This window comes from Mesorhizobium sp. B2-5-13 (genome assembly GCF_006440535.1).
Taxonomy (GTDB): Bacteria; Pseudomonadota; Alphaproteobacteria; order Rhizobiales; family Rhizobiaceae; genus Mesorhizobium; species Mesorhizobium salmacidum.
In genome coordinates, this window is record NZ_VFUI01000015.1 from 79,420 (window position 1) to 99,377 (window position 19,958).

Sequence of the window (19,958 nt, forward strand, 5' to 3'; positions counted from 1 at the left end):
CGCGATGGACATCAATAAAGCGGCTCCTCGAACAGCGTCTTGTCGCCGTCGACCAGTGCCTTGATCTGCGCGGTGCCGTCGCTGGCGAGCGCAAGCCTTATCCCGAACGGGCGCACCCGCATGTCGCCCTGAATCGCCAGCCCCTCGCCTTCGGGCAGGTAGAACCGTTCGATGCCGTAATCCGGCGCGATCGTCATGCCTTCGCCGCGCAGATCCCAACCCGCGGTGACATGGCCCGAAATGTCGGCTTCGTCGACAGCGGCCGGGCCTGGCGCCTTGCCGAACCAGGCTGTGGTCGGTGTCCAGTACCCATCGGCGCCCTTCTTCAGCCGGACAACGATCGGCGTGTCGTCGCTCGAGAATTTGCCCTCGGGGAGGTTGGCGATCATTTTCACCGGTATGCGCGAAATGTCATAGCCGACGATGATATAGTCGCCGCGCAAGAGATCGCGCGGATCGACGGGCTCGATCTTCAGCAGCACCTCCTTGCCATTGCGCAGGATCGCCGCCCGTCCGGCGATGATCCAGCTCAGGAACCCGATCTGGACGAGCGCCAGCACCAGCGCCGAGATGACAAGCCTCTTTCCGGTCATCATGCGGTGGCTCCCCCCGTTGCCGGACCCTTCATGCGTTTTTCGACGCGGATGATGATGATCGCCAGGATGCCGAGCAGCACCGCGGCGGCAAGGAAGAAGCCGGCCGTATCGAGCATCGACTGCAAGGTCACGACATAGATAATGGTGAGTTCGAAGGCGAAGCCGAGATAGGCGAGCCAGCGCAGTCCCCGGCTCTCGCGCCCTGCCAGCACGATTGCCGCGACGATGCCCGCCAGTGCGACGACCGAAGCGATGGCGAAACCGCTGTTGTAGGTACTTTCGTCGGCCAATTCGAACTGGATGATGGCCAGGCCGGCGAGGAAGCCAAGCAACGCGTGCAGCGGCAAGCGGCCGCCAAGCCGCACGATCCTGTCGACCGGTTCCGGTGCAAAGACGGCAACAGCGAAAAGCACCACAGAGACAATGACCAGCGGGATCGCCACTGGCAGGGTCGCATGGTCCATCGCCAGCAATACGAGATAGAAGAGCAGCGACAGGATGATCAGGTGCCGCGCCGGCTGGCTGCGGGTCCAGAACGAGACGGCAAACAGCACGATGGCCATGACGACGAAGGCATGCGGAAACCCACCGCGGCTGTAATAGTCGAACCCCTTCAGGAATAGCCAGGCGTCGGCGATGCCGACCGAAGCGACGGTCAGCGGGTTCGACCGCAGCGCGACCGCCGCCAGCGCCGTTCCGGCGCCCCAGGTGACCAGCGCGGAAGCCTCGTCGCCGGACAGATGGTACATCTGGCCGATCAGCGCGATCGAACCGCCAAAGGCAGCCGCCGCCACGATCCACAGGGCTTCGGCGATCGCCGCGTGGTCGCGCGTCTTCAGCACCGCGCCGCCGACATAGCCGCCGATGATGATGGCAAAAAGCGCGGCCACCCGCGCCAGCCGCGGGATCGTTTCCCAATTGGCGGCGACGAAGATAAGGACGGCCGCTCCAAAGAGCAGGGCTGCCATCATGGCCAGGATCGAACCGAAGCTCAGCGACTTGCGCGTATTCGCCTCGACGTCACGCGTCAGGGCGTCGGCCGTCGCGGCGTCGATCAGGCCTGCCTGGAGCCACCGGGCAATGTCGGATCTGACCCGTGTCGAATAGCCCGCCATGTCCTGCATCCCCCGTTAGATCGTTTTTTTAGCCGAACCAGCCAAACCGTTGACGTCACGGCACTTTCCGATTCTGGCTTCTTTGTGTCAGGTCCGTGAAGGCGCATTAATGTTGCATTGCACAATTTGCATTGCTGCCATGCAGCCATAGCGCTTTTAAATCGATATGAGCCCGCCTATTTATGGTTCGTACACAAACGGAATGATCCGCAAGAAAGACGAAACGAGAACTACCATGAACCTGATCCGCAACTATCGCAACTGGCGCCGCTACAGGGACACCGTGTCCGAGCTGAGCCGCCTGAGCAACCGCGAACTGACCGACCTCGGCATCAGCCGCAGCGACATTCCTTACGTCGCTCGCAAGGCGGTCTAATTCTTCGGACCGCGAATGGTCCGAACAAGTTTCTGAAAAGAGAACGACAATGAACCTGATCCGCAACTATCGTAACTGGCGCGTATATCGCGAGACAGTTACCGAGCTGGGTCGCCTTTCGAACCGCCAGCTGCATGATCTCGGTATCGTCCGCGACGAAATCAAGATCATCGCCCGCCGGGCGATCTAACGGAATTTCGCTGGGGTCGACCTCCTCCCCGACCTTCAGCGAACGGTCAGCCCTTATCCTCCTCCCGAGGGTTGACCACCAAAACGGCGCCCGCCGCACCTCCTCCCGCGGCGGGCGCTGTTCCCGGGGCAAATGAATTTTGCTCCAAAGGGTTTTGCCCCTTTTAAAAGATGGCAAAAGAGATTTCGTCAAAGCCGACCTCCTCCCCGGCAATGACGAATAGGTCCAACCTTCACCTCCTCCCGAGGGTTGGCCAACCAAACGGCGCCCGCCGCACCTCCTCCCGCGGCGGGCGTTGTTTCCCCGGGGCAAAATGAATTCTGCTCCAAAGGGTTTCGCCCCTTTTCAAAACGCGAAAGAGATTTCGTCAGAGCCGACCTCCTCCCCGGCGATGACGAATACGGTCGATCTTCACCTCCTCCCGAGGATCGACCCCCAAAACGACACCCGCCGGACCTCCTCCCCCGGCGGGTGTTGTTGTTTTCGGCGCCCGGTTCACCATCTGCGGTTTGCCCGCACCAAGCACGGCAATTGCAATCGCCGCCCCAAGCGATTATTCCGGCGCTCATGAGCAAAAATCCCATACACATAATCGGCGGCGGTCTCGCCGGTTCCGAAGCCGCATGGCAGGCCGCGCAGGCCGGTGTTCCCGTCGTGCTGCATGAGATGCGCCCGGTTCGCGGCACGGACGCGCACAAGACCGATGGCCTGGCCGAACTCGTCTGTTCCAATTCCTTCCGCTCCGACGACGCCGAGAACAACGCGGTCGGCCTGCTGCACGCCGAGATGCGACTGGCCGGCTCGCTGATCATGAGCGCCGGCGACGCCAACCAGGTGCCGGCCGGCGGCGCACTGGCCGTCGATCGCGACGGCTTCTCCGAGGCCGTGACGAAAAAACTCGAGGCGCACCCGCTAATCACCATCCAGCGCGAGGAAGTTCCCGGCCTGCCGCCGGCGGACTGGGATCAGGCGATCATCGCCACGGGACCGCTCACCGCCCCATCGCTGGCCCAGTCGATCGCGGAGGCGACCGGCGCCGATGCGCTCGCCTTCTTCGACGCCATCGCGCCGATCGTCCATTTCGACACGATCGACATGGATACCTGCTGGTTCCAGTCGCGCTACGACAAGGTCGGCCCGGGCGGCACCGGCAAGGACTACATCAACTGTCCGATGGACAAGGAGCAGTATCTCGCCTTCGTCCAGGCGCTGGTCGACGGCCAGAAGACCGAATTCAAGCAATGGGAAGGCACGCCCTATTTCGACGGTTGCCTGCCGATCGAGATCATGGCCGAACGCGGCGTGGAGACGCTGCGCTACGGACCGATGAAGCCGATGGGCCTGACCAACGCGCACAACCCGACGGTGAAGGCCTATGCGGTCGTCCAGCTGCGCCAGGACAACGCGCTGGGCACGCTCTACAACATGGTCGGTTTCCAGACCAAATTGAAGCACGCCGAGCAGGTGCGCGTGTTCCGCACCATTCCGGGCCTGGAAAACGCCGACTTCGCCCGCCTGGGCGGCCTGCACCGCAACACCTACATCAATTCTCCGATCTTGCTCGACGGCTCGCTGCAGCTGAAATCGCGTCCCGGCCTGCGCTTTGCCGGCCAGATCACCGGCTGCGAAGGTTATGTCGAAAGTGCCGCGATCGGCCTGCTCGCCGGCCGCTTCGCCGCCGCCGAGCGACTTGGCCATGCGCCATCGCTGCCGCCGCTCACCACCGCCTTCGGTGCGCTGCTCAACCACATCACCGGCGGCCATATCGTCTCCGACGACGAGCCCGGCAAACGCTCGTTCCAGCCGATGAACGTCAATTTCGGCCTGTTCTCGCCAGTTGAAGCGCAGAAAGTCGAAGGCAAGCGCCTACGCGGCAAGGACAAGACCGTAGCCAAGAGGCATGCCATCACGTCGCGTGCGCGGGCCGATTGCCGGCAATGGCTGGGATTGCCTGGACTAAACGGCTGAGGCCGCGGAATAACGGATTGCCGGATCTGTTTGGATCGGGGTGCAAAGTAGTATAGTATCCTACTTTGCGTCTCAGGAACCGCTCCATGGAATCCGCCGAGAAATTATCCATCACCGTCACGCCAGCCATGGCGCGTATGATCCGGGAAAAAGTCGAGGATGGCTCTTTCGGCTCAGCGAGCGAGGTCATTCGCGCCGCTCTTCGCGCCTTTCAGCGCGAAGAAGAAGAACATGCCGAACGTGTGGCCTCGATCCGGGCGCGCGTAAAAGCTTCGATCGAAGACACGAGGCCAAGCCATTCAGGAGACGACGTCCGCACTCACCTGAATCGGCTTTTCGCCCAATATTCGAGCCGTACCGATGATTCGGCCACTTGAGGTCGACTATCGCGAGGACGCAAGGAATGACCTTGCTGACATTTTCAAGCACATCGCCGAGGCCAGTGGAAATCCTGACGTCGCACTGAAATTCGTTCTTCGGATCGAAGCCCGATGCCGGAGCATCGGCGATGCGGCTCGCGGTGGTCGGTCCCGTGATGATATCGTGCCGGGCTTGCGAACCGTTGCATTCGAACACTCCGCCATTATCGCTTACGTCGTCGACAATGATCTCGTGCGCATCGTCAACATTTTCTACGGCGGCCGCGACTATGAAACGCTGATGCGTGAGGGCGGGTGGAGTGAGCCATCGTAGCAAGACTATTCCGCCGGCTCGACACCCGCCGGCGGCAGTCCCGGCTTGCCCGCCTCGCCCGGATTTCTCCTGACATATGCCGCCTTCAGCATTTCCGACGTATCGCGCGAGCCGTCATGGCTCCAGCCTGGCGGCTTGATAAGGTAGTTCAGGCGCTCGCCCGGCGTCAGATCCGGTGCGAAGGCGTCCCTGAACATGCCGATCCATTCGTGAAATGCAACTTTCAGCGGATTGAAAGTGCCCAGGTTCTTGACGATCCCGTAGCGCGGCCGGTCTTTCTCCAATTCCTCGACGAAGGTGCCGAACATGCGGTCCCAGATGATCAGCGTGCCGGCATAGTTGGCGTCGAGATAGCGCGGATTGGTGGCGTGATGGACGCGGTGGTGCGAGGGCGTGTTGAAGACGAATTCAAACCAGCCCCACATCTTGTCGATCGTCTCGGTGTGGATCCAGAACTGCCAGACCAGGTTGAAGCCGAAGGTGAAGGCAATCACCGCCGGGTGAAAGCCGAGCAGCACCAGCGGCGCCTGCAGCACGAACATGAAGGTGAACAGCCCGGTCCAACTCTGCCTGAGCGCCGTCGACAAATTGTAGTGCTGGCTGGAATGGTGATTGACGTGCTCCGCCCACACCCAGCGCACCCGGTGCGCAATACGGTGATAGACGTAGTAGCGCAGGTCATCGAGCAGGAAGGAGGCCAAGAATACCCAGACCGATAGGCCGAGATTGAAGATACGGAACTGCCAGAGCCAGAGCAGCGCCCAGTAGGAGACGACGCCAAGCAGCAGCCCGGCAACGACATTGCCGGTGCCCATCATCAGGCTGGTCAACGTGTCGCGCGTCTCGAACGAGCCCTTCGCGCGACCTGTGCGCACCAGCCATAGCTCGATCAGGATCGCGGCGACGAAAAACGGAATAGCCAGTTGGGTGACCTGCGGAAAATCGTAGCTGTCGATCACGCGGCCTCCCTGGCGGAACTCGTGTCTCGCGGATCGAGGGCGTTCAGCAAGGCCCGCGCGTCGGCGGTATTGGCGAAGCGGAAGCGGCCGCCCTTCCAGGTGAAGTCCGTCAGCCGCATCAGAATTGTGTTCGTCTCGTCAGGTTCGGACACCGCGGCGTCCGCAGCAGTGACGATACGCGTCAAGAAACAGTCGCCGATGCCATGAACGATACCGATGCGCCCTCGCCCCATATCCAGAAACGCCGTCTTGGCATCTGTCGTTAGGCAGACTGTGACGGCCATCTCGTCCGGAAAATCTTCCGCGAAACGGCCCAACACCTGGTCCGCGCCAGCCAGCGTTGCTTCCTTGCTGCCGCCGGTGAAATGCACGGCGGCAACCGACAGCGCAATGCCTAGCACGACGATCGCGACCAGCACGGCAAGCTCATGGATTTCCTCCTGGCCAGCCTGTCGTCTTCGGCAACAGTTCTCGGCAGGCCGACTCCTTAACACGATTTACGTCAAAGTTTCGGCCAGCCCTTGCCTGCACGACGCAGCAGCAACCAATGCCGGCGCAATGCCGACAGCCGTGCCACGCCGCCGAGCGGTGCGTGGCGCGGGCCTTCCATCTTGTCGAGATAAGCGCGTGACAGCGCCAGCGGCAGGAATGCCGGACGCAATGACCCCGGCAGCGCGGCGGCACCCCGCTCGAAGGCCGAAAGATGTTCGCGCGCCAGCGCGATCATCGCGGCCACCGCACGCTGGGCGCCAGACCCGCCGTCACCGGCAACAAATTCTTCCGGCGACGAGCCCGCCGCCGCCAGGATGTCAGCCGGGATAAAACACTGCCCGCGCCTGCGGTGCAGCGGCAGCAGAAGCAACAGCCCCGTCATTGTCTGGGCGCAGCCCGCCCTGCCCGCCAGTTCGGCAAATCCTGGCGCCTCGGCGGAATCGAGCACCATCGCCGCGAGTTGAATGAGCGCGGCCGCCGTCTCGCCGCAATAGCCCTCCAGATCGGTGCGCGATGGCATCGGGTCATCATAGAGATCGAAGATACGTGCCTCGAGCATGTTCTCGAAGGCCAGTTTCGGCAGCTTGAATGCTGCAATGGTGGCGTTCAAGGCTTCGGCAACCGGATGACCAGCGCCCGCCTCGCCGCCGGCGTCAATGACATCGCGCCACCACTGCAGCCGCACCTCGCCGGGCAACGCCTCATGGATGCGGTCACGGATGCCGGCGATCTCGGCATTGAAAGCGTAAAGCGAAAACAGCGCGTCGCGCTTGTCGGCAGGCGCGTAGAGGCCGGTGAGATACCGGTCATGGTCGGCGGCGCGCACCGCCTCCATGACGATTTTGGCATTCTGCGACATATCAGTCGACGGCGATGAGCGCGGCAGCCACGGCGCGGTTTTCCGCCAGAAGGACGTTGTAGGTCCGCACTGCTGCCCCGGTCGACATCGGGTCGAAGGCTATGCCTGCATCCTTCAATGCCCCCCGCAGTGCCGCCGGCAACGGCCGCAGATCCCTGCCCATGCCCACCAGCAGGATCTCGACCTTGCCGGCCTCGGCCAGAAGCCGGTCGAAATCCGCAACCGTCAGCGCCAGGGGGTTTGCCGGCTCCCAGCCGTGGATGCCGGACGGCAGGCACATGAGCGAGCCGCGATGCGACATGTCGGCAAAGCGGAAGCCGCCATTCCCATAAGCCTCGATTGGGGCGCGGCCAGGGAAATGCGCCTCGCGGATGACGATGCCTTTGCCGGTCACCACTCTGTCACCCCTTCGGGCCCGCGCGTCAGGTCGCGACCGCCTTGCCACCGTTGACCGGCTTTTCCTCATCGGCTGAAGCCTGCGGCCGCAGCTTGAACAGGATCAGCAGCGGCGCCGCGATGAAGATCGACGAATACGTGCCGAACACGACGCCGAACAGCATCGCAAGCGTGAAGGAGCGGATCACTTCGCCGCCGAACAGCACCAGCGCCAGCAGCGCCAAGCTGGTCGTCACGGACGTCAGCGTCGTTCTCGACAACGTCTCGTTGATGGCGTTGTTCAACAGTTGCGGCAACGGCATTCGCTTGTATTTTCGCAGATCCTCGCGGACGCGGTCATAGACGACGATCGTGTCGTTCAGCGAATACCCGATGATGGTCAGGATCGCCGCAAGGGACGACTGGTTGAATTCGAGCCCGCTGATGACGAAGAACCCGAGCGTCATGACCACATCGTGCACCGTCGCGACAATGGCGCCGACCGCGAACTGCCATTCGAACCGGAACCAGACATAGACCAGGATGCCGACCAGCGCGACGATCATGGCTATCGTTCCTTGCTTGGCCAGTTCGCCCGAAACCGTCGGGCCAACCACTTCGACGCGGCGGAAATTATACTGGTCCTGCAACTCGCCGCGCACCTTGTCGATCACGGTCTGCTCGGCATTTTCACCCGCGTCTTGCGTGCCGACGCGGATCAACACGTCGTTGGGTGCACCGAACTGCTGCACCTGCACTTCGCCGATGTTCAGTTCCGTCAATCTGCCGCGGATGTCGGCGAGATCGGCAGTGCCCGACTTGGATTGTACCTCGATCAGCGAGCCGCCCTTGAAATCGATGCCGTAATTGATGCCGACACTCATGAACAGCACCACGGACAGTATCGACAATGTGCTCGACAGCCCGAACGTCCACCGGCGGATACCCATGAACGGAATTTTCGTGCCCGGTGGAACGAAGGTCACCGGTGCTTTCGGCAATTCCTTCGGACGGGCACGCCGCAGCCAGATCGAGACCAGCAGGCGGGTGAAGGTGAAAGCGGTGAAGACCGTGGTCAGGATGCCGATGGCATAGGTGATGGCAAAGCCCTTCACCGGTCCGGTTCCGAGATAGAACAGCACCACGGTCGCAATCAGCGACGTGACGTTGGAATCGACGATGGTCGCCAGCGCCTTCGAGAAGCCGGTATCGATCGCCTGGATTACCGAGCGACCGGCGCGTCGCTCCTCGCGGATACGCTCGTAGATCAGCACGTTGGAATCGACCGCCATACCGATGGTCAGCACGATACCGGCAATACCCGGCAAGGTCAGTGTCGCGCCAAGCAGCGACAGCAGCCCGACGATCATCGCCACGTGCACCGCCAGGGCGATGTTGGCGAGGAAGCCGAGGAAACCGTAGGCGACGAACATGAACGCCACGACGAGGATCGAACCGATGATGCCGGCGACCTTGCCTGCATGGATCGAATCCTGGCCAAGGCCCGGACCCACGGTGCGTTCCTCGATGACGGTCAGCGTCGCCGGCAGCGCACCGGCGCGCAAAAGCACGGCCAGATCATTGGCGCTCTGGGCGGTGAAATTGCCGGAGATCTGACCCGTGCCGCCGAGGATCGGCTCGCGGATCTGGGGCGCCGAGATCACCTGGTTGTCGAGGATGATGGCAAACAGCTTGCCGACGTTCTGCGCGGTGGCCTGGCCGAAGCGTGCGGCGCCCTTCGAATCGAAGCGGAACGAAACCACCGGCTCGTTGTTCTGCGAATTGTATGTCGCCTGTGCGTCGACGAGGTTTTCACCCGATACGATGACGCGGTTCTCGATCAGGTAGGGAACCGGCGGATCGTCCTGCGAATAGAGCACCGAAGAGCCGGCCGGCGGGCGCCCCTTGAGCGCGTCCTGCACCGGCATCGACTGGTCGACCATCTGGAAGGTCAGCTTCGCGGTCTGGCCGAGGATTTCCTTCAGCCGCTGCGGATCCTGCAAGCCAGGCACCTGGACGAGGATGCGGTCGTCGCCTTGCCGCTGCACGATAGGCTCGGTCGTGCCGAGTTCGTTGACGCGGCGCTCGACCACTTCGATCGACTGCGCCAATGCGGTCGAAGTGCGGTATTTAATGCCGGCATCGGTGACGGTGAACTTGAGCAGGCCCGGCTCGGAATCGTCGAGCGACATTTCTTGGATGGAACCGCCGGTGAACAGGCCGGCAGCCACAGGATCGGTCAGGGTCTTCAACGCCTTCTTGGCGGCATCGAGCTGAGCAGGATCGGAGATGCGGACCTGCAAGGTGCGTCCCGTGCCGCCCAAGCCGGTATAGCCGATCTTGGCATCGCGTAGCAGTGTACGGATTTCATCGCGCGTCGTCTCGAGCCGATCCTTGATCAGATCGTTCTGATTCATCTCCAGCAGGATGTGCGAACCGCCCTGCAGATCGAGGCCAAGCGTCATCTGCCGCTTCGGCACCCAACTGGGGAGCTGGGCCAGCGTGCTGGCGGGGAACAGATTGGGCGCGGCGAGGATCACTGTGGCGGCCACGGCCAGCCAGATCAGGATCATCTTGAAGCGCGAAAAATAAAGCATATGGCGTCGTCCGTCAGAGCGTGTCCGCGGATCGCTCCGCCTGGAATTTGGTTATTTCTTGGCGTTCTGGTTAGCGACCGGTTCGCCCTTGACGCGCACGTCGGCGATCGTCGAGCGCAGCGCCGTCACCTTGGTGCCGCCGCCAAGATCGATCTCGAGCTCGTTGTCGTCGATCACCTTCGTTACCTTGCCGACGAAACCGCCGCCGGTGACGACGGTGTCGCCGCGACGAACCGCCGCCAGCATCTCGCCGCGCTTCTTCAGCTGCGTGCGCTGCGGGCGGATGATCAGAAAATACATGATCACGAAAATCAGGACAAACGGCAAAATGCTGATGAACATATCGGGAGAGGCGCCGCCGATGCCTTGGGCGTATGCCGGTGTCACGAACATCGAGGTACTCCTGAATTTTGAAAAGCAGCCGCCAAACAGTTAAGCGAGATTTGGCGGCCCCGCGAAATTTGGCCGGAATATAGTCGGTAAAGTTGCCAATGCAACTGCGCGGCCGGGCAAATCCGCTGCTTTTCCGGCCTGTTTAGCCGTGTTAGAGGAGGATCACGAAAACCGACACCCGGTTTTCGGAAAAGATCACGTTCGAACAAATGGTTGCAACCGGTTTCGAAACCGCCGGAATCGAACCGGGTCCGCCTGCCATCCCAAGAACCAAAGCAAAAAGACCTGATATGACCGATACCAGCATCGACGCCCTGAACCAGAAACTGGACCGCCTGATCGAGGCCGTCAGCCGCCTCGCTCCGCCGCCGGTGCCTGAAACCGACCTCAACGTAGCCGATTGCTTCGTCTGGCAGGCGGATCCCGGTTATCTGGAGCCGGTGGGCAAGGTAAACCGCGTCGACATTGGCCTGATCCGCGGCGTCGACCGCGTCCGCGACATCCTCGTCGACAATACCGAGCGCTTCGCCGCAGGCTTCGCTGCCAACAACGTCCTGTTGTGGGGCGCGCGCGGCATGGGCAAATCGTCGCTGGTCAAGGCCGTGCATGCGCAAATCAATGCCAAGACCCACTCCGGCCTGCCGCTGAAGCTGATCGAAATCCACCGCGAGGATATCGATACGCTGCCCAAGCTGATGAGCCTTCTGAAGACGGCTCCCTTCCGTGTCATCCTGTTTTGCGACGACCTCTCCTTCGATCATGACGACACGTCCTACAAGTCGCTGAAGGCAGCGCTCGAAGGCGGCGTCGAGGGCCGCCCGGCCAACGTCATCTTCTACGCCACCTCGAACCGCCGCCACCTGTTGCCGCGCGACATGATCGACAATGAGCGCTCGACCGCCATCAACCCGTCCGAAGCGGTCGAGGAAAAGGTCTCGCTGTCCGATCGTTTCGGCCTGTGGCTCGGCTTCCACAAATGTTCGCAGGACGAATATCTCGACATGATCAATGGCTATGCCAGCCACCACGGCCTCGACATCGATCCCGAGCAGCTACGGGCAGAGGCGCTGGAATGGGCAACGACGCGCGGCAGCCGCTCCGGCCGCGTCGCCTGGCAGTTCACGCAGGACCTGGCCGGCCGGCTTGGCAAGCCATTGAAGGATTGAGGCGTTTGATCGCGTCGCCAACGCGATCAAACGCCAATGTCATTTGGGCGGCTGCGCCCGTCGCAGGTCGCGCGGTGTTTGGCCGATCTCGCGGCGCATCCAGTGCGCCAGATGTGACTGGTGCGCGAAGCCCGTCATTTCAGCCACTTCGCTTGTGCTGAGATCGCCTCGCTGCAGCAGAACACGTGCGCGTTCGACGCGACGTCGCAACACATAGCGGTGCAGGGTGACGCCCGTCGCCACCTTGAACCATATCCGCAAATGCGAGCTGCTCGCGCCGGCAACACGGCTTAGTTGATGGATCGAAAGCGGCTCGTGGAGAGCCGCCTCGATGTGTTCCAGCACGCGCTGGAGCTGGGCATTCGACAATCGGTTCGTTCGATCGATATCAGGTTCACCAAGACCAAGCAGCCTCACCGCCAGTGCGGCGCCAATACTGTCGGCAAACAAAGGATCGCTCGGCGAATTTGCGTTCAGCTCACTCTCGAGCGCTCGAGCGAGATGTTCGATGCGCTGGTCACGAAGCAGGTGACGCGTGTCGAGCCGCAATGCTTGCGCCTTGCCGCCAAGCTCCGCCGCCACCCTTTCCATCAAGGCTGGCTGCAACGCGATCTCGATCGTGTCGAACGAGGTTTCGGCCTCGAAGCCGCCCTCCTGACCGGCCGGCACCAGATCAATATCGCCGGCGCGCCTGACGAAATATCGTCCGACCTGATTGCAGTAGGAGCGCGTCGCAGCGCTGGCATGCACCATGATGCGATGGTGTGGCGCCCGGGACAGGCGGTGGACGCCGGCTTCGATATGCCGGGAGGCTATTGTTACGTCGGACGCGACTTGGGCCGGAGCGTATTGCGAACGCATGCTCTCTCGATTCATGGCAAAACCTGTTCAAGATTTGGCAATTCCCGCGCGATTTTCAATGCCTTGGACCTGTACTCACGCCTCTCCATCAAACTTGGACGAGAGGTTATGCCATGAGTTTCTATGTTGTTGTCGGAGCCGGCCCGGTCGGTCGCGAAACCGCTCGCCTTCTTGGCGAGGAAAGAGATGATGTCGTCCTCACCAGCCGGAGTGTCGGTTCGAACGCATTGCGGAATGTACGGGTCGTACAGGCCGACGCCACCGATGCGTCGGAACTCGCGCGTGTCTGCCAAGGCGCCGATGCCATCTTCATGTGCGCCATGGCCGCCTATCACAGGTGGCCGACCGATTTTTTCCCCATCATCGACGGCACCGTGCGCGCGGCGGAAGCGGTCGGCGCGAAGCTCATCGTGCTGGGAAACCTGTATGGCTATGGGGAAAATGCCGACAGCCCGCTTCGCTCCGACCTTCCTCTGGACCCGACTTCAAAGAAAGGAACCGCGAGGACAATCATGTGGCAGCGGGCGGTCCGTGCCGACGTACCGGCGATCGAAGTGCGGTCGAGCGACTATCTCGGGCATGGCGCCATCAGCTACTTCTCGCTGGTCGCTCTGCCCTCCATCATCGAGGGAAAGCCCACCGCTTTCATCGGAGACCTCGATGCGACGCATGCGTGGACCTTCACCAAGGACGTCGCCAGGACGCTTGTCGCGGCCTCCCGTTACGCGGGCGAATGGGGGCGCGCGTTTCACGTCCCCTCGCAATACGCCTCACCCAGGCAGCTCATCCAGAAAACCGCTGCGATGCTTCGACGAGAGGTTTCAGAAATCCGATCCTATTCCACTGCCGAGATGGAGGCATCGGGCATGCATGAACTCATCGAGATGAGCTATCTTTTCGAGAACCCCTTGCTGGTCGATTCTTCCGACGCCGAGATGCTTCTCGGTATCAAGGCCAGCAGCCTTGAGGTTATGATCGCCGACACGCTACGCGATCATCTTTGAGCCTTGAGAAGAAGGCATCCGACAAAACTGAAAAAGCCCGCTCCTTTCGGGGCGGGCCTGAGCCGGCGGGCCGGACTGGAGGTCAGACGGCCCGCAAATCGCTTTTTTTATTCTATTCGAGATAGCCTGACGGATCGACCGGAGCCGAGTTCTTGCGCACTTCGAAGTGCAGCTTCGGCGAATCCGTCGTGCCGCTCATACCCGAGAGTGCGATTTCCTGGCCGCGCTTGACCTTCTGGCCGCGCTGCACCTCGATCGAGCTGGCATGCCCATAGACGGTGACCAGACCATTCTCGTGACGCACCAGCACCGTGTTGCCGAATTCCTTCAGCCCGTCGCCGGCATAGATGACGACGCCGTTCTCGGCCGCCTTGACCGGCGTTCCTGCTGGCACGGCGATGTCGACGCCGTCCTTGCCGGATCCGAAACCGGAAATCACCCGGCCGCGAACCGGCCAGCGCATCTTGCCGATCCCAGTGGCACCCGGCGCCACCGCGTCGTCGTCCTCGGCCTGCTGGATGACCTTCGCGTCCTTCTTCGGCGGCGTGTAGGATGCCAGCGTTTCCGACGGCGTGGTCTTTGCCGGAGCTTGCGTGGTTGCCGTGGTCACCGGATCAACCTTGGCCGGCTTGGCGCTGGCTACTGTCGCTGTTCCGCCCGCCGGCACCTTCAGGGTCTGGCCGATTTTGAGCAAGCCATCCTTCATGCCATTGGCCTGCTTCAGCGCGACGACGCCGACGCCGGTCTTCCTGGCAATCGAGGACATCGTGTCTCCCGACTGGACCGTATAGGTGCCCGCGGAGCCGGTTGCCTTGGCCAGCTGCGCCGGCTTGGGCTCCTTGGGCTGGCTCGCGGCGGCCGACGCGTCGACCTGAGCCGCGGACTTACCCTCCTTGAGCTTAGGCTGCTGCGGCAGCACGGCGACCTTGTCCGGCGCGGTGGCCGGCAGATCGTGCTTGCCGTCTTTCGCCGGCTTTGCGTCGGCAACCTTCGGCTCGCCTTTGCTTGAATAGCCATAGGCCGGGATGACGATCTTCTGGCCGGTCTTCAGCCCCTTGGTTGGGCTCAGGCCGTTCACCTTCATGATGACATCGGCCGGCACCTTGTAATGCGCAGCCAGGCCGGAAATGGTCTCGCCGTCCCTGACGACGATTTCTGTCGCGTGCGGTGTGCCTGCCTGGGCCATTCTCGGCTCGTCGGGCTGGGCATTCTTGAAAGGCTTGGCGGCCGGCGCGACAGCACCGGTCGTCGTCCTGTCGACATGAGGAGCGGGCCGAACCAGGGCCGGCGCCGATGCGACGCGCACCGGATTGGCGGCGGGCGCGAGCGCTGGAGCCGGCTGCGCCTGCGCGGAAGCCGGCGGCGGCAATGGCCGGCTGGAAACCGGTTCGAGACTGGAGCGACTGACCGACTGCGTATGGCTGCCGTCGAGCGGAGCTGCCGAGACATCGCCCGGATAGGGCTGCACCGCATCCTGCTTGTTGATGATGGCGCGCTGATTGTTTGTCGAGGAGGTGAAGACGTCATCGACACTGTTGAACCGCGAAGCCTGGGAACTGCACCCGGCCGCCGCGCCCGCAATCATCAGAACAGCGCAGCCCCGCGCCAGATTGCGACTATTTGCCTTCAAAACACTGAGTTGCATCGCACTAACCCGCACAAACGCTGCACCAACTGGACAGGATTAAAGCGCGTTAATGTTACTGGCCGGTTAACCCATTAGAATCCGACGAAAATTTTCTTAAAACATTTGAGGATGGTCAGCGATGCCGATAGCCGGGCCCGAAAGGGATCTGGCAGCCGGCCTGAAACTAGATAACCGCTGCCAGGCTGCGCAGAATTGGTTGCAGCCGCACCATACCGATATCCTCGCGTTCGAAACGGCTGCCGACCTTGGTGAGCTTGGCCAGCACCTGCTCGCCCTCCTCCGGCCCGATCGGCGCGATGACGATGCCGCCGCTCGACAACTGGTCGAGCAGGAAGCGCGGCAGGCTGTCGAACGCCGCCCAGGCCACGATGCGGTCAAACGGCCCCTCATTGGGCAATCCGTTGGAACCATCGGCCTGGCGCACGATGGCATTGCCGATGCCGAGCGCCTCGAAACGCTGCCGGGCTTGCTCGACCAGCGTCTTGTAGCGATCGACGGTCACGACGCGCGCCGCCAGCCGCGACATGACAGCCGCCGTGTAACCTGAGCCGGTGCCGATTTCGAGCACGCGGTTTCCCGCTTCGATGGCGAGTGCGGCGATCACCGCCGCCTGCATGTCAGCCCCTTCGATCGCTTCGCCGCATTCGATCGGCAGCATGCGATCCGACCAGGCGATCGGGTGGAACTGCGCCGCCAGGAAGCCGCGCCGCGGTGTCGCCTCGAAAGCCGCGACCAGCGCCTTCGGCACCGTTCCCCTGCCGCGCAGGCGCAGCAAGAAAGCGGCAAATCCTTCGCGATCGTCGATTGGAAAGCCTTGGTTCATGCAAGCGCCTTGCTCAATTGGTCACGGGTCTCATGCGCGGTAAGGTCAAGCTGCAACGGCGTCACCGACACCAGCCGGTTGCGCAGGGCAAAGAGATCGGTTCCCTGCTTGCCTTCGACCGGCTCGCGGCCGAAGCGCAGCCAGTAATAAGGCAGGCCACGGCCGTCGCGGCGCTCGTCGACCCACAGGCTGTGCACCAGCTTGCCCTGCGTGGTGACCACAGTGCCGGCCACCTCCTCGGGAAGGCAGTTGGGGAAATTGACGTTGAGCAGGACGCCGTCGGGCAGCGGCGCCGCGACGAGCTTCTTCAGCAGCGCCGGCGCCAGCGCTTCGGTCGTCTCGTAAGGGACGACACGGTCCTCGCCGACATAGCTGTAGCCCTGGCTGAGAGCGATCGACCTGATGCCGAGCAGCGCGCCTTCCATGGCACCGGCGACGGTGCCCGAATAGGTCACGTCATCGGCGATGTTGGCGCCCGAATTGATGCCGGACAGGATCAGGTCGGGGGCATCGGGCAGGATCTTCCTGACGCCCATGATGACGCAATCGGTCGGCGTGCCGCGCACGGCAAAATGCTTCTCGCCGATTTTTCGCAACCGCAGCGGCTCCGAGATCGACAGCGAATGGGCATAACCCGACTGGTCCTGCTCCGGCGCCACCACCCAGACATCGTCGGACAGTGTGCGGGCGACGCGCTCGAGCGACGCCAGGCCCTCGGCATGAATGCCGTCGTCGTTGGTCAGAAGAATGCGCATTATTTCGATTCGATCTTTTCCAGACCGCCCATGTAAGGCCGCAGCACTTCAGGAATGGTTACGCTGCCATCCTCATTCTGGTAGTTTTCGATGACAGCAATAAGCGCGCGGCCGACAGCGGTGCCCGAACCGTTGAGCGTATGGACGAAGCGGTTGCCCTTGCCGTCCTTGTCCTTGTAGCGGGCGTCCATGCGGCGCGCCTGGAAATCGCCGCAGACCGAACAGGACGAGATTTCGCGATAGGCGTTCTGGCCGGGCAGCCAGACCTCGATGTCATAGGTCTTGCGCGCGCCAAAGCCCATGTCGCCGGTGCACAGCACCATGGTGCGGAACGGCAGGCCGAGCCGCTTCAAGACCTCCTCGGCGCATTGCGTCATCCGCTCGTGCTCGGCCAGCGAGGATTCCTGGTCGGTGATCGACACCAGCTCGACCTTGTAGAACTGATGCTGACGCAGCATGCCCCGCGTGTCGCGGCCGGCCGAGCCTGCCTCCGAACGGAAGCAGGGCGTAAGCGCGGTGTAGCGCAGCGGCAGTTTCTCATGCGCGGTGATCTCCTCGCGCACGAGGTTGGTGAGCGGCACTTCGGCGGTTGGGATCAGGCCAAGCCTGCCCTCCCCGTGCGGCGTGAAGAACAGATCCTCCTCGAATTTTGGCAACTGGTTGGTGCCGAACAGAACGTCGTCCTTCACCATCAGCGGCGGGATGATCTCCTCATAGCCGTGCTCGGTCGTGTGCAGGTCGAGCATGAATTGGCCGATCGCGCGTTCCATCCGCGCCAGGCCGCTCTTGAGCACGGTGAAGCGCGAGCCCGACAGCTTTGCCGCGCGCTCGAAATCCATCATGCCGAGCGCTTCGCCGATCTCGAAATGCTCCTTCACCCAGTTGGGCCGCGTCGGCGCCTTGCCAACGACATGCCTGACGACATTGTCATGCTCGTCCTTGCCGACCGGCACATCGTCGAACGGCACATTGGGCAGCACCGCCAGCGCGTCGTTCAGCGCCTTGTCGAGCTCGCGCTCGCGCGCCTCGCCGTTCTGGATGAAGGTCTTGATCTCGCCGACTTCGGCCTTGAGTTTTTCAGCAAGTGCGGCATCGCCCGAACGCATGGCGTTGCCGATCTCCTTCGAGGCGGCGTTGCGGCGCTCCTGCTTGGTCTGCAGTTCAGTGACGTGCTCCCGCCGCGCCTCGTCCTTGGCGATTAGCTCGTCGACCGTGGACTGCGCCTCCTCGGGCGACCACGAGCGCTTGACCAGCGCCTCGACAAGGGCCTTCGGGTTGTCGCGAATCCATTTTATGTCAAGCATGGTCTATCCGTCCTCAAACTAGGCTTGAGGGGCGTAAACCGCATCCTTGACCGATGCAAGATGGGCTGATTGCTGTTTTCCGCTGCTGTCGCAGCCCCTGTTGTCCTACGAAGCAGCTGGCGCTGGCGGCTCGTCCGGCGCCTTGTCCGCCACGGTCTCGTCGGCTTCCTGCTTCTCGCGGGCAAGCCGCTGTTTTTCCTGATCCCGCTCGATCCATCGCGCGGCCCAGATGGAGACCTCGTAGAGAAGGATGGTCGGAATGGCCAGACCGATCTGGCTCATCGGATCTGGAGGTGTCAGCACCGCGGCCACGATGAAGGCGATGACGATCGCCCATTTGCGCTTTTCCGCCAGCGCTTTGGACGACAGCATGCCGACACGCGTCATCAAGCTGGTCACCACCGGCAGCTGGAACACCAGACCGAAGGAGAAGATCAGCGTCATGATGAGGCTGAGATATTCCGACACTTTCGGCAGCAGGGAAATCTGTACCTGGTCGTCCGTGCCGACCTGCTGCATGGCGAGGAAGAACCACATCACCATCGGCGTGAAGAAGAAATAGACCAGCGAGGCGCCCATCAGGAACAGGATGGGCGATGCGATGAGGAACGGCAGGAAGGCATTGCGCTCGTTCTTGTAGAGGCCGGGCGCGATGAATTTGTAGATCTGCGTGGCGATCAACGGAAAGGCGATGACCATGCCGCCGAACATGGCGAGCTTGACCTGGGTGAAGAAGAACTCTTGCGGCGCGGTGTAGATCAACTCGACCTTGTGCGGGTCGAGCCCCGCCCATTTCGTCGCCCATTTGAAGGGGACGACCAAAATGTTGAACAGCCTCTTGGCGAAGAAGAAGCAGACCAGGAAGGCTACGAAGAAGCCACCGAGCGACCAGATCAACCGCCTGCGCAACTCGATCAGGTGCTCCATCAGCGGCGCCGACGATTTTTCGATCTCGTCCTTTTCCTTGTCCGAAACGCTCACTTGGCGGCTCCAGCCGTCTTTTTGGTCGCCTGCTTCTTCGCCGGAGCAGGCTTCGGTTCGGCTTTCGTCCCAGCCTTGGCGGCGGTCGACTTGGCGGCAGGCTTCGTCACGGCCGCGGCTGCAGGCGTTGCCGCTGTCGTGGCCTTCGTCGGCGCCTTGGGTGGGGGTACGGCTTTTGCCGTCGGCGCGGGTGCGGCTTTTGCCGTCACGGCCTTCACGGACATCGAGGCCTTGGACGGCGCCTTCGCAGCCGGTGCCGTCTTCGCGGTTTTCTTAGCTGCCTTCGGCGCAACGGCAGATTCCGTGGATGCCGCCACCACCGATTCATCGGTCATCACCGGCAAAATCGGGGCTGGTGTCGTGGCTTCAGGCCCGTTGACGCCAGGCATGGTCGTTGCACCGTTCTTCAACGGCTCAGCCGCCTGTGGCGTCGAAGCGGCGGGGGCCGACGGATCGGCCGCTGGTTTCGGCTTCATCACGGCGTCGACGCCGGCGCGCACATCGGCCGCAGCCTGCTCGAACGGATTAAGCTGCTTCTTGATCTCGGCAACCGGGCTCAGGCCCCTGAGCTCGTCGACCGACTTCTTGACGTCGTCGAGCTCGGCTTCCTTCAACGCCTCGTTGAACTGCTTCTGGAAGTCGCCCGCCATGGCGCGCAGCTTCGCCGCCGTGCGGCCAAAGGTGCGCAGCATGTTGGGCAAATCCTTTGGCCCGACGACCACGATCATGACGATCGCGATCACCAGCATTTCGGTCCAGCCGACTTCAAACATGGCAATCTGTTCCGACTAGAACTCTTTGGC

The 19,958-nt window shown here is 62.3% G+C and carries 22 protein-coding genes; 7 read left to right on the top strand and 15 right to left on the bottom strand.

The features are described from left to right. Positions 1 to 11: 11 nt before the first annotated feature. Together FJ434_RS22085 and FJ434_RS22090 are read right to left on the bottom strand one after the other, a co-directional pair. On the bottom strand, positions 12 to 596 hold the full coding sequence (locus FJ434_RS22085) for a GDYXXLXY domain-containing protein (protein WP_140751247.1): 585 nt from the start codon (positions 594 to 596) through the stop codon (positions 12 to 14). After that, complete coding sequence (locus FJ434_RS22090) at positions 593 to 1,711, bottom strand: DUF2157 domain-containing protein (protein WP_140751249.1); 1,119 nt, start codon at positions 1,709 to 1,711, stop codon at positions 593 to 595. The genes FJ434_RS22085 and FJ434_RS22090 overlap by 4 nt, the downstream gene beginning before the upstream one ends. 235 nt (positions 1,712 to 1,946) lie before the next feature. Between FJ434_RS22090 and FJ434_RS22095 the strand changes: the two genes are divergently transcribed. The 5 genes from FJ434_RS22095 to FJ434_RS22115 all read left to right on the top strand — a co-directional run bounded on the left by FJ434_RS22095 (position 1,947) and on the right by FJ434_RS22115 (position 4,938). Beyond that, entirely contained in the window at positions 1,947 to 2,087 is a 141-nt protein-coding gene (locus tag FJ434_RS22095; protein WP_013531315.1) for a DUF1127 domain-containing protein, read from the top strand. 49 nt (positions 2,088 to 2,136) lie between these two features. Further along, on the top strand, positions 2,137 to 2,277 hold the full coding sequence (locus FJ434_RS22100) for a DUF1127 domain-containing protein (RefSeq protein ID WP_019858543.1): 141 nt from the start codon (positions 2,137 to 2,139) through the stop codon (positions 2,275 to 2,277). Between the two features lie 567 nt (positions 2,278 to 2,844). After that, positions 2,845 to 4,245 carry a methylenetetrahydrofolate--tRNA-(uracil(54)-C(5))-methyltransferase (FADH(2)-oxidizing) TrmFO gene (gene trmFO / locus FJ434_RS22105; RefSeq protein WP_140751251.1) on the top strand — a complete coding sequence of 467 codons (1,401 nt, stop codon included), beginning with the start codon at positions 2,845 to 2,847 and terminating at the stop codon, positions 4,243 to 4,245. 86 nt (positions 4,246 to 4,331) lie between these two features. Then, positions 4,332 to 4,622 carry a type II toxin-antitoxin system ParD family antitoxin gene (locus tag FJ434_RS22110; RefSeq protein WP_140751253.1) on the top strand — a complete coding sequence of 97 codons (291 nt, stop codon included), beginning with the start codon at positions 4,332 to 4,334 and terminating at the stop codon, positions 4,620 to 4,622. Then, positions 4,606 to 4,938 (top strand): type II toxin-antitoxin system RelE/ParE family toxin, encoded by a 333-nt coding sequence (locus FJ434_RS22115; protein ID WP_181166056.1) that lies wholly within the window; start codon positions 4,606 to 4,608, stop codon positions 4,936 to 4,938. The genes FJ434_RS22110 and FJ434_RS22115 overlap by 17 nt, the downstream gene beginning before the upstream one ends. 5 nt (positions 4,939 to 4,943) lie before the next feature. On the opposite strand, the gene FJ434_RS22120 is transcribed toward FJ434_RS22115, so the two are convergent. From FJ434_RS22120 to yajC, 6 genes are all read right to left on the bottom strand, one after another. Continuing rightward, positions 4,944 to 5,894: a sterol desaturase family protein gene (locus FJ434_RS22120; protein WP_181166062.1), complete on the bottom strand. Its 951-nt coding sequence runs from the start codon at positions 5,892 to 5,894 to the stop codon at positions 4,944 to 4,946. Beyond that, positions 5,894 to 6,316: a hypothetical protein gene (locus tag FJ434_RS22125; protein ID WP_246673923.1), complete on the bottom strand. Its 423-nt coding sequence runs from the start codon at positions 6,314 to 6,316 to the stop codon at positions 5,894 to 5,896. The genes FJ434_RS22120 and FJ434_RS22125 overlap by 1 nt, the downstream gene beginning before the upstream one ends. A gap of 83 nt (positions 6,317 to 6,399) precedes the next feature. Then, on the bottom strand, positions 6,400 to 7,248 hold the full coding sequence (locus FJ434_RS22130; RefSeq protein WP_181166057.1) for a phytoene/squalene synthase family protein: 849 nt from the start codon (positions 7,246 to 7,248) through the stop codon (positions 6,400 to 6,402). A gap of 1 nt (position 7,249) precedes the next feature. Then, positions 7,250 to 7,645: an Mth938-like domain-containing protein gene (locus tag FJ434_RS22135; protein WP_181166058.1), complete on the bottom strand. Its 396-nt coding sequence runs from the start codon at positions 7,643 to 7,645 to the stop codon at positions 7,250 to 7,252. 25 nt (positions 7,646 to 7,670) lie between these two features. Continuing rightward, positions 7,671 to 10,220 carry a protein translocase subunit SecDF gene (gene secDF, locus FJ434_RS22140; RefSeq protein ID WP_140751257.1) on the bottom strand — a complete coding sequence of 850 codons (2,550 nt, stop codon included), beginning with the start codon at positions 10,218 to 10,220 and terminating at the stop codon, positions 7,671 to 7,673. Positions 10,221 to 10,271: 51 nt separating this feature from the next. After that, entirely contained in the window at positions 10,272 to 10,613 is a 342-nt protein-coding gene (yajC, locus tag FJ434_RS22145) for a preprotein translocase subunit YajC (RefSeq protein WP_010909882.1), read from the bottom strand. A 290-nt stretch (positions 10,614 to 10,903) separates the two neighbouring features. On the opposite strand from yajC, the gene FJ434_RS22150 reads away from it, so the two are divergent. Beyond that, positions 10,904 to 11,779: an ATP-binding protein gene (locus FJ434_RS22150; protein ID WP_140508750.1), complete on the top strand. Its 876-nt coding sequence runs from the start codon at positions 10,904 to 10,906 to the stop codon at positions 11,777 to 11,779. 39 nt (positions 11,780 to 11,818) lie between these two features. Here FJ434_RS22150 and FJ434_RS22155 read toward each other — a convergent pair whose 3' ends face one another. Then, a complete protein-coding gene (locus FJ434_RS22155; RefSeq protein WP_140508748.1) occupies positions 11,819 to 12,640 on the bottom strand; it encodes an AraC family transcriptional regulator in 822 nt (273 codons plus the stop codon). Positions 12,641 to 12,753: 113 nt separating this feature from the next. Here FJ434_RS22155 and FJ434_RS22160 point away from each other — a divergent pair, with 113 nt between their 5' ends. Then, positions 12,754 to 13,644, top strand: coding sequence for an NAD-dependent epimerase/dehydratase family protein (locus tag FJ434_RS22160; protein ID WP_140508747.1), 891 nt, complete (start codon positions 12,754 to 12,756; stop codon positions 13,642 to 13,644). 112 nt (positions 13,645 to 13,756) lie between these two features. Here FJ434_RS22160 and FJ434_RS22165 read toward each other — a convergent pair whose 3' ends face one another. From FJ434_RS22165 to tatB, 6 genes are all read right to left on the bottom strand, one after another. After that, positions 13,757 to 15,289 carry a peptidoglycan DD-metalloendopeptidase family protein gene (locus tag FJ434_RS22165; RefSeq protein WP_140751259.1) on the bottom strand — a complete coding sequence of 511 codons (1,533 nt, stop codon included), beginning with the start codon at positions 15,287 to 15,289 and terminating at the stop codon, positions 13,757 to 13,759. Positions 15,290 to 15,455: 166 nt separating this feature from the next. After that, positions 15,456 to 16,115 carry a protein-L-isoaspartate(D-aspartate) O-methyltransferase gene (locus tag FJ434_RS22170; RefSeq protein WP_140508743.1) on the bottom strand — a complete coding sequence of 220 codons (660 nt, stop codon included), beginning with the start codon at positions 16,113 to 16,115 and terminating at the stop codon, positions 15,456 to 15,458. Beyond that, complete coding sequence (surE, locus tag FJ434_RS22175) at positions 16,112 to 16,870, bottom strand: 5'/3'-nucleotidase SurE (RefSeq protein WP_140508741.1); 759 nt, start codon at positions 16,868 to 16,870, stop codon at positions 16,112 to 16,114. The genes FJ434_RS22170 and surE overlap by 4 nt, the downstream gene beginning before the upstream one ends. Then, positions 16,870 to 18,174 (bottom strand): serine--tRNA ligase, encoded by a 1,305-nt coding sequence (serS, locus tag FJ434_RS22180; protein WP_140508740.1) that lies wholly within the window; start codon positions 18,172 to 18,174, stop codon positions 16,870 to 16,872. Before serS ends, surE begins: the two co-directional genes overlap by 1 nt. A gap of 105 nt (positions 18,175 to 18,279) precedes the next feature. Further along, a complete protein-coding gene (gene tatC, locus FJ434_RS22185; RefSeq protein ID WP_140711447.1) occupies positions 18,280 to 19,155 on the bottom strand; it encodes a twin-arginine translocase subunit TatC in 876 nt (291 codons plus the stop codon). After that, positions 19,152 to 19,928 carry a Sec-independent protein translocase protein TatB gene (tatB, locus tag FJ434_RS22190; RefSeq protein WP_140751261.1) on the bottom strand — a complete coding sequence of 259 codons (777 nt, stop codon included), beginning with the start codon at positions 19,926 to 19,928 and terminating at the stop codon, positions 19,152 to 19,154. The genes tatC and tatB overlap by 4 nt, the downstream gene beginning before the upstream one ends. Positions 19,929 to 19,958 lie beyond the last annotated feature (30 nt).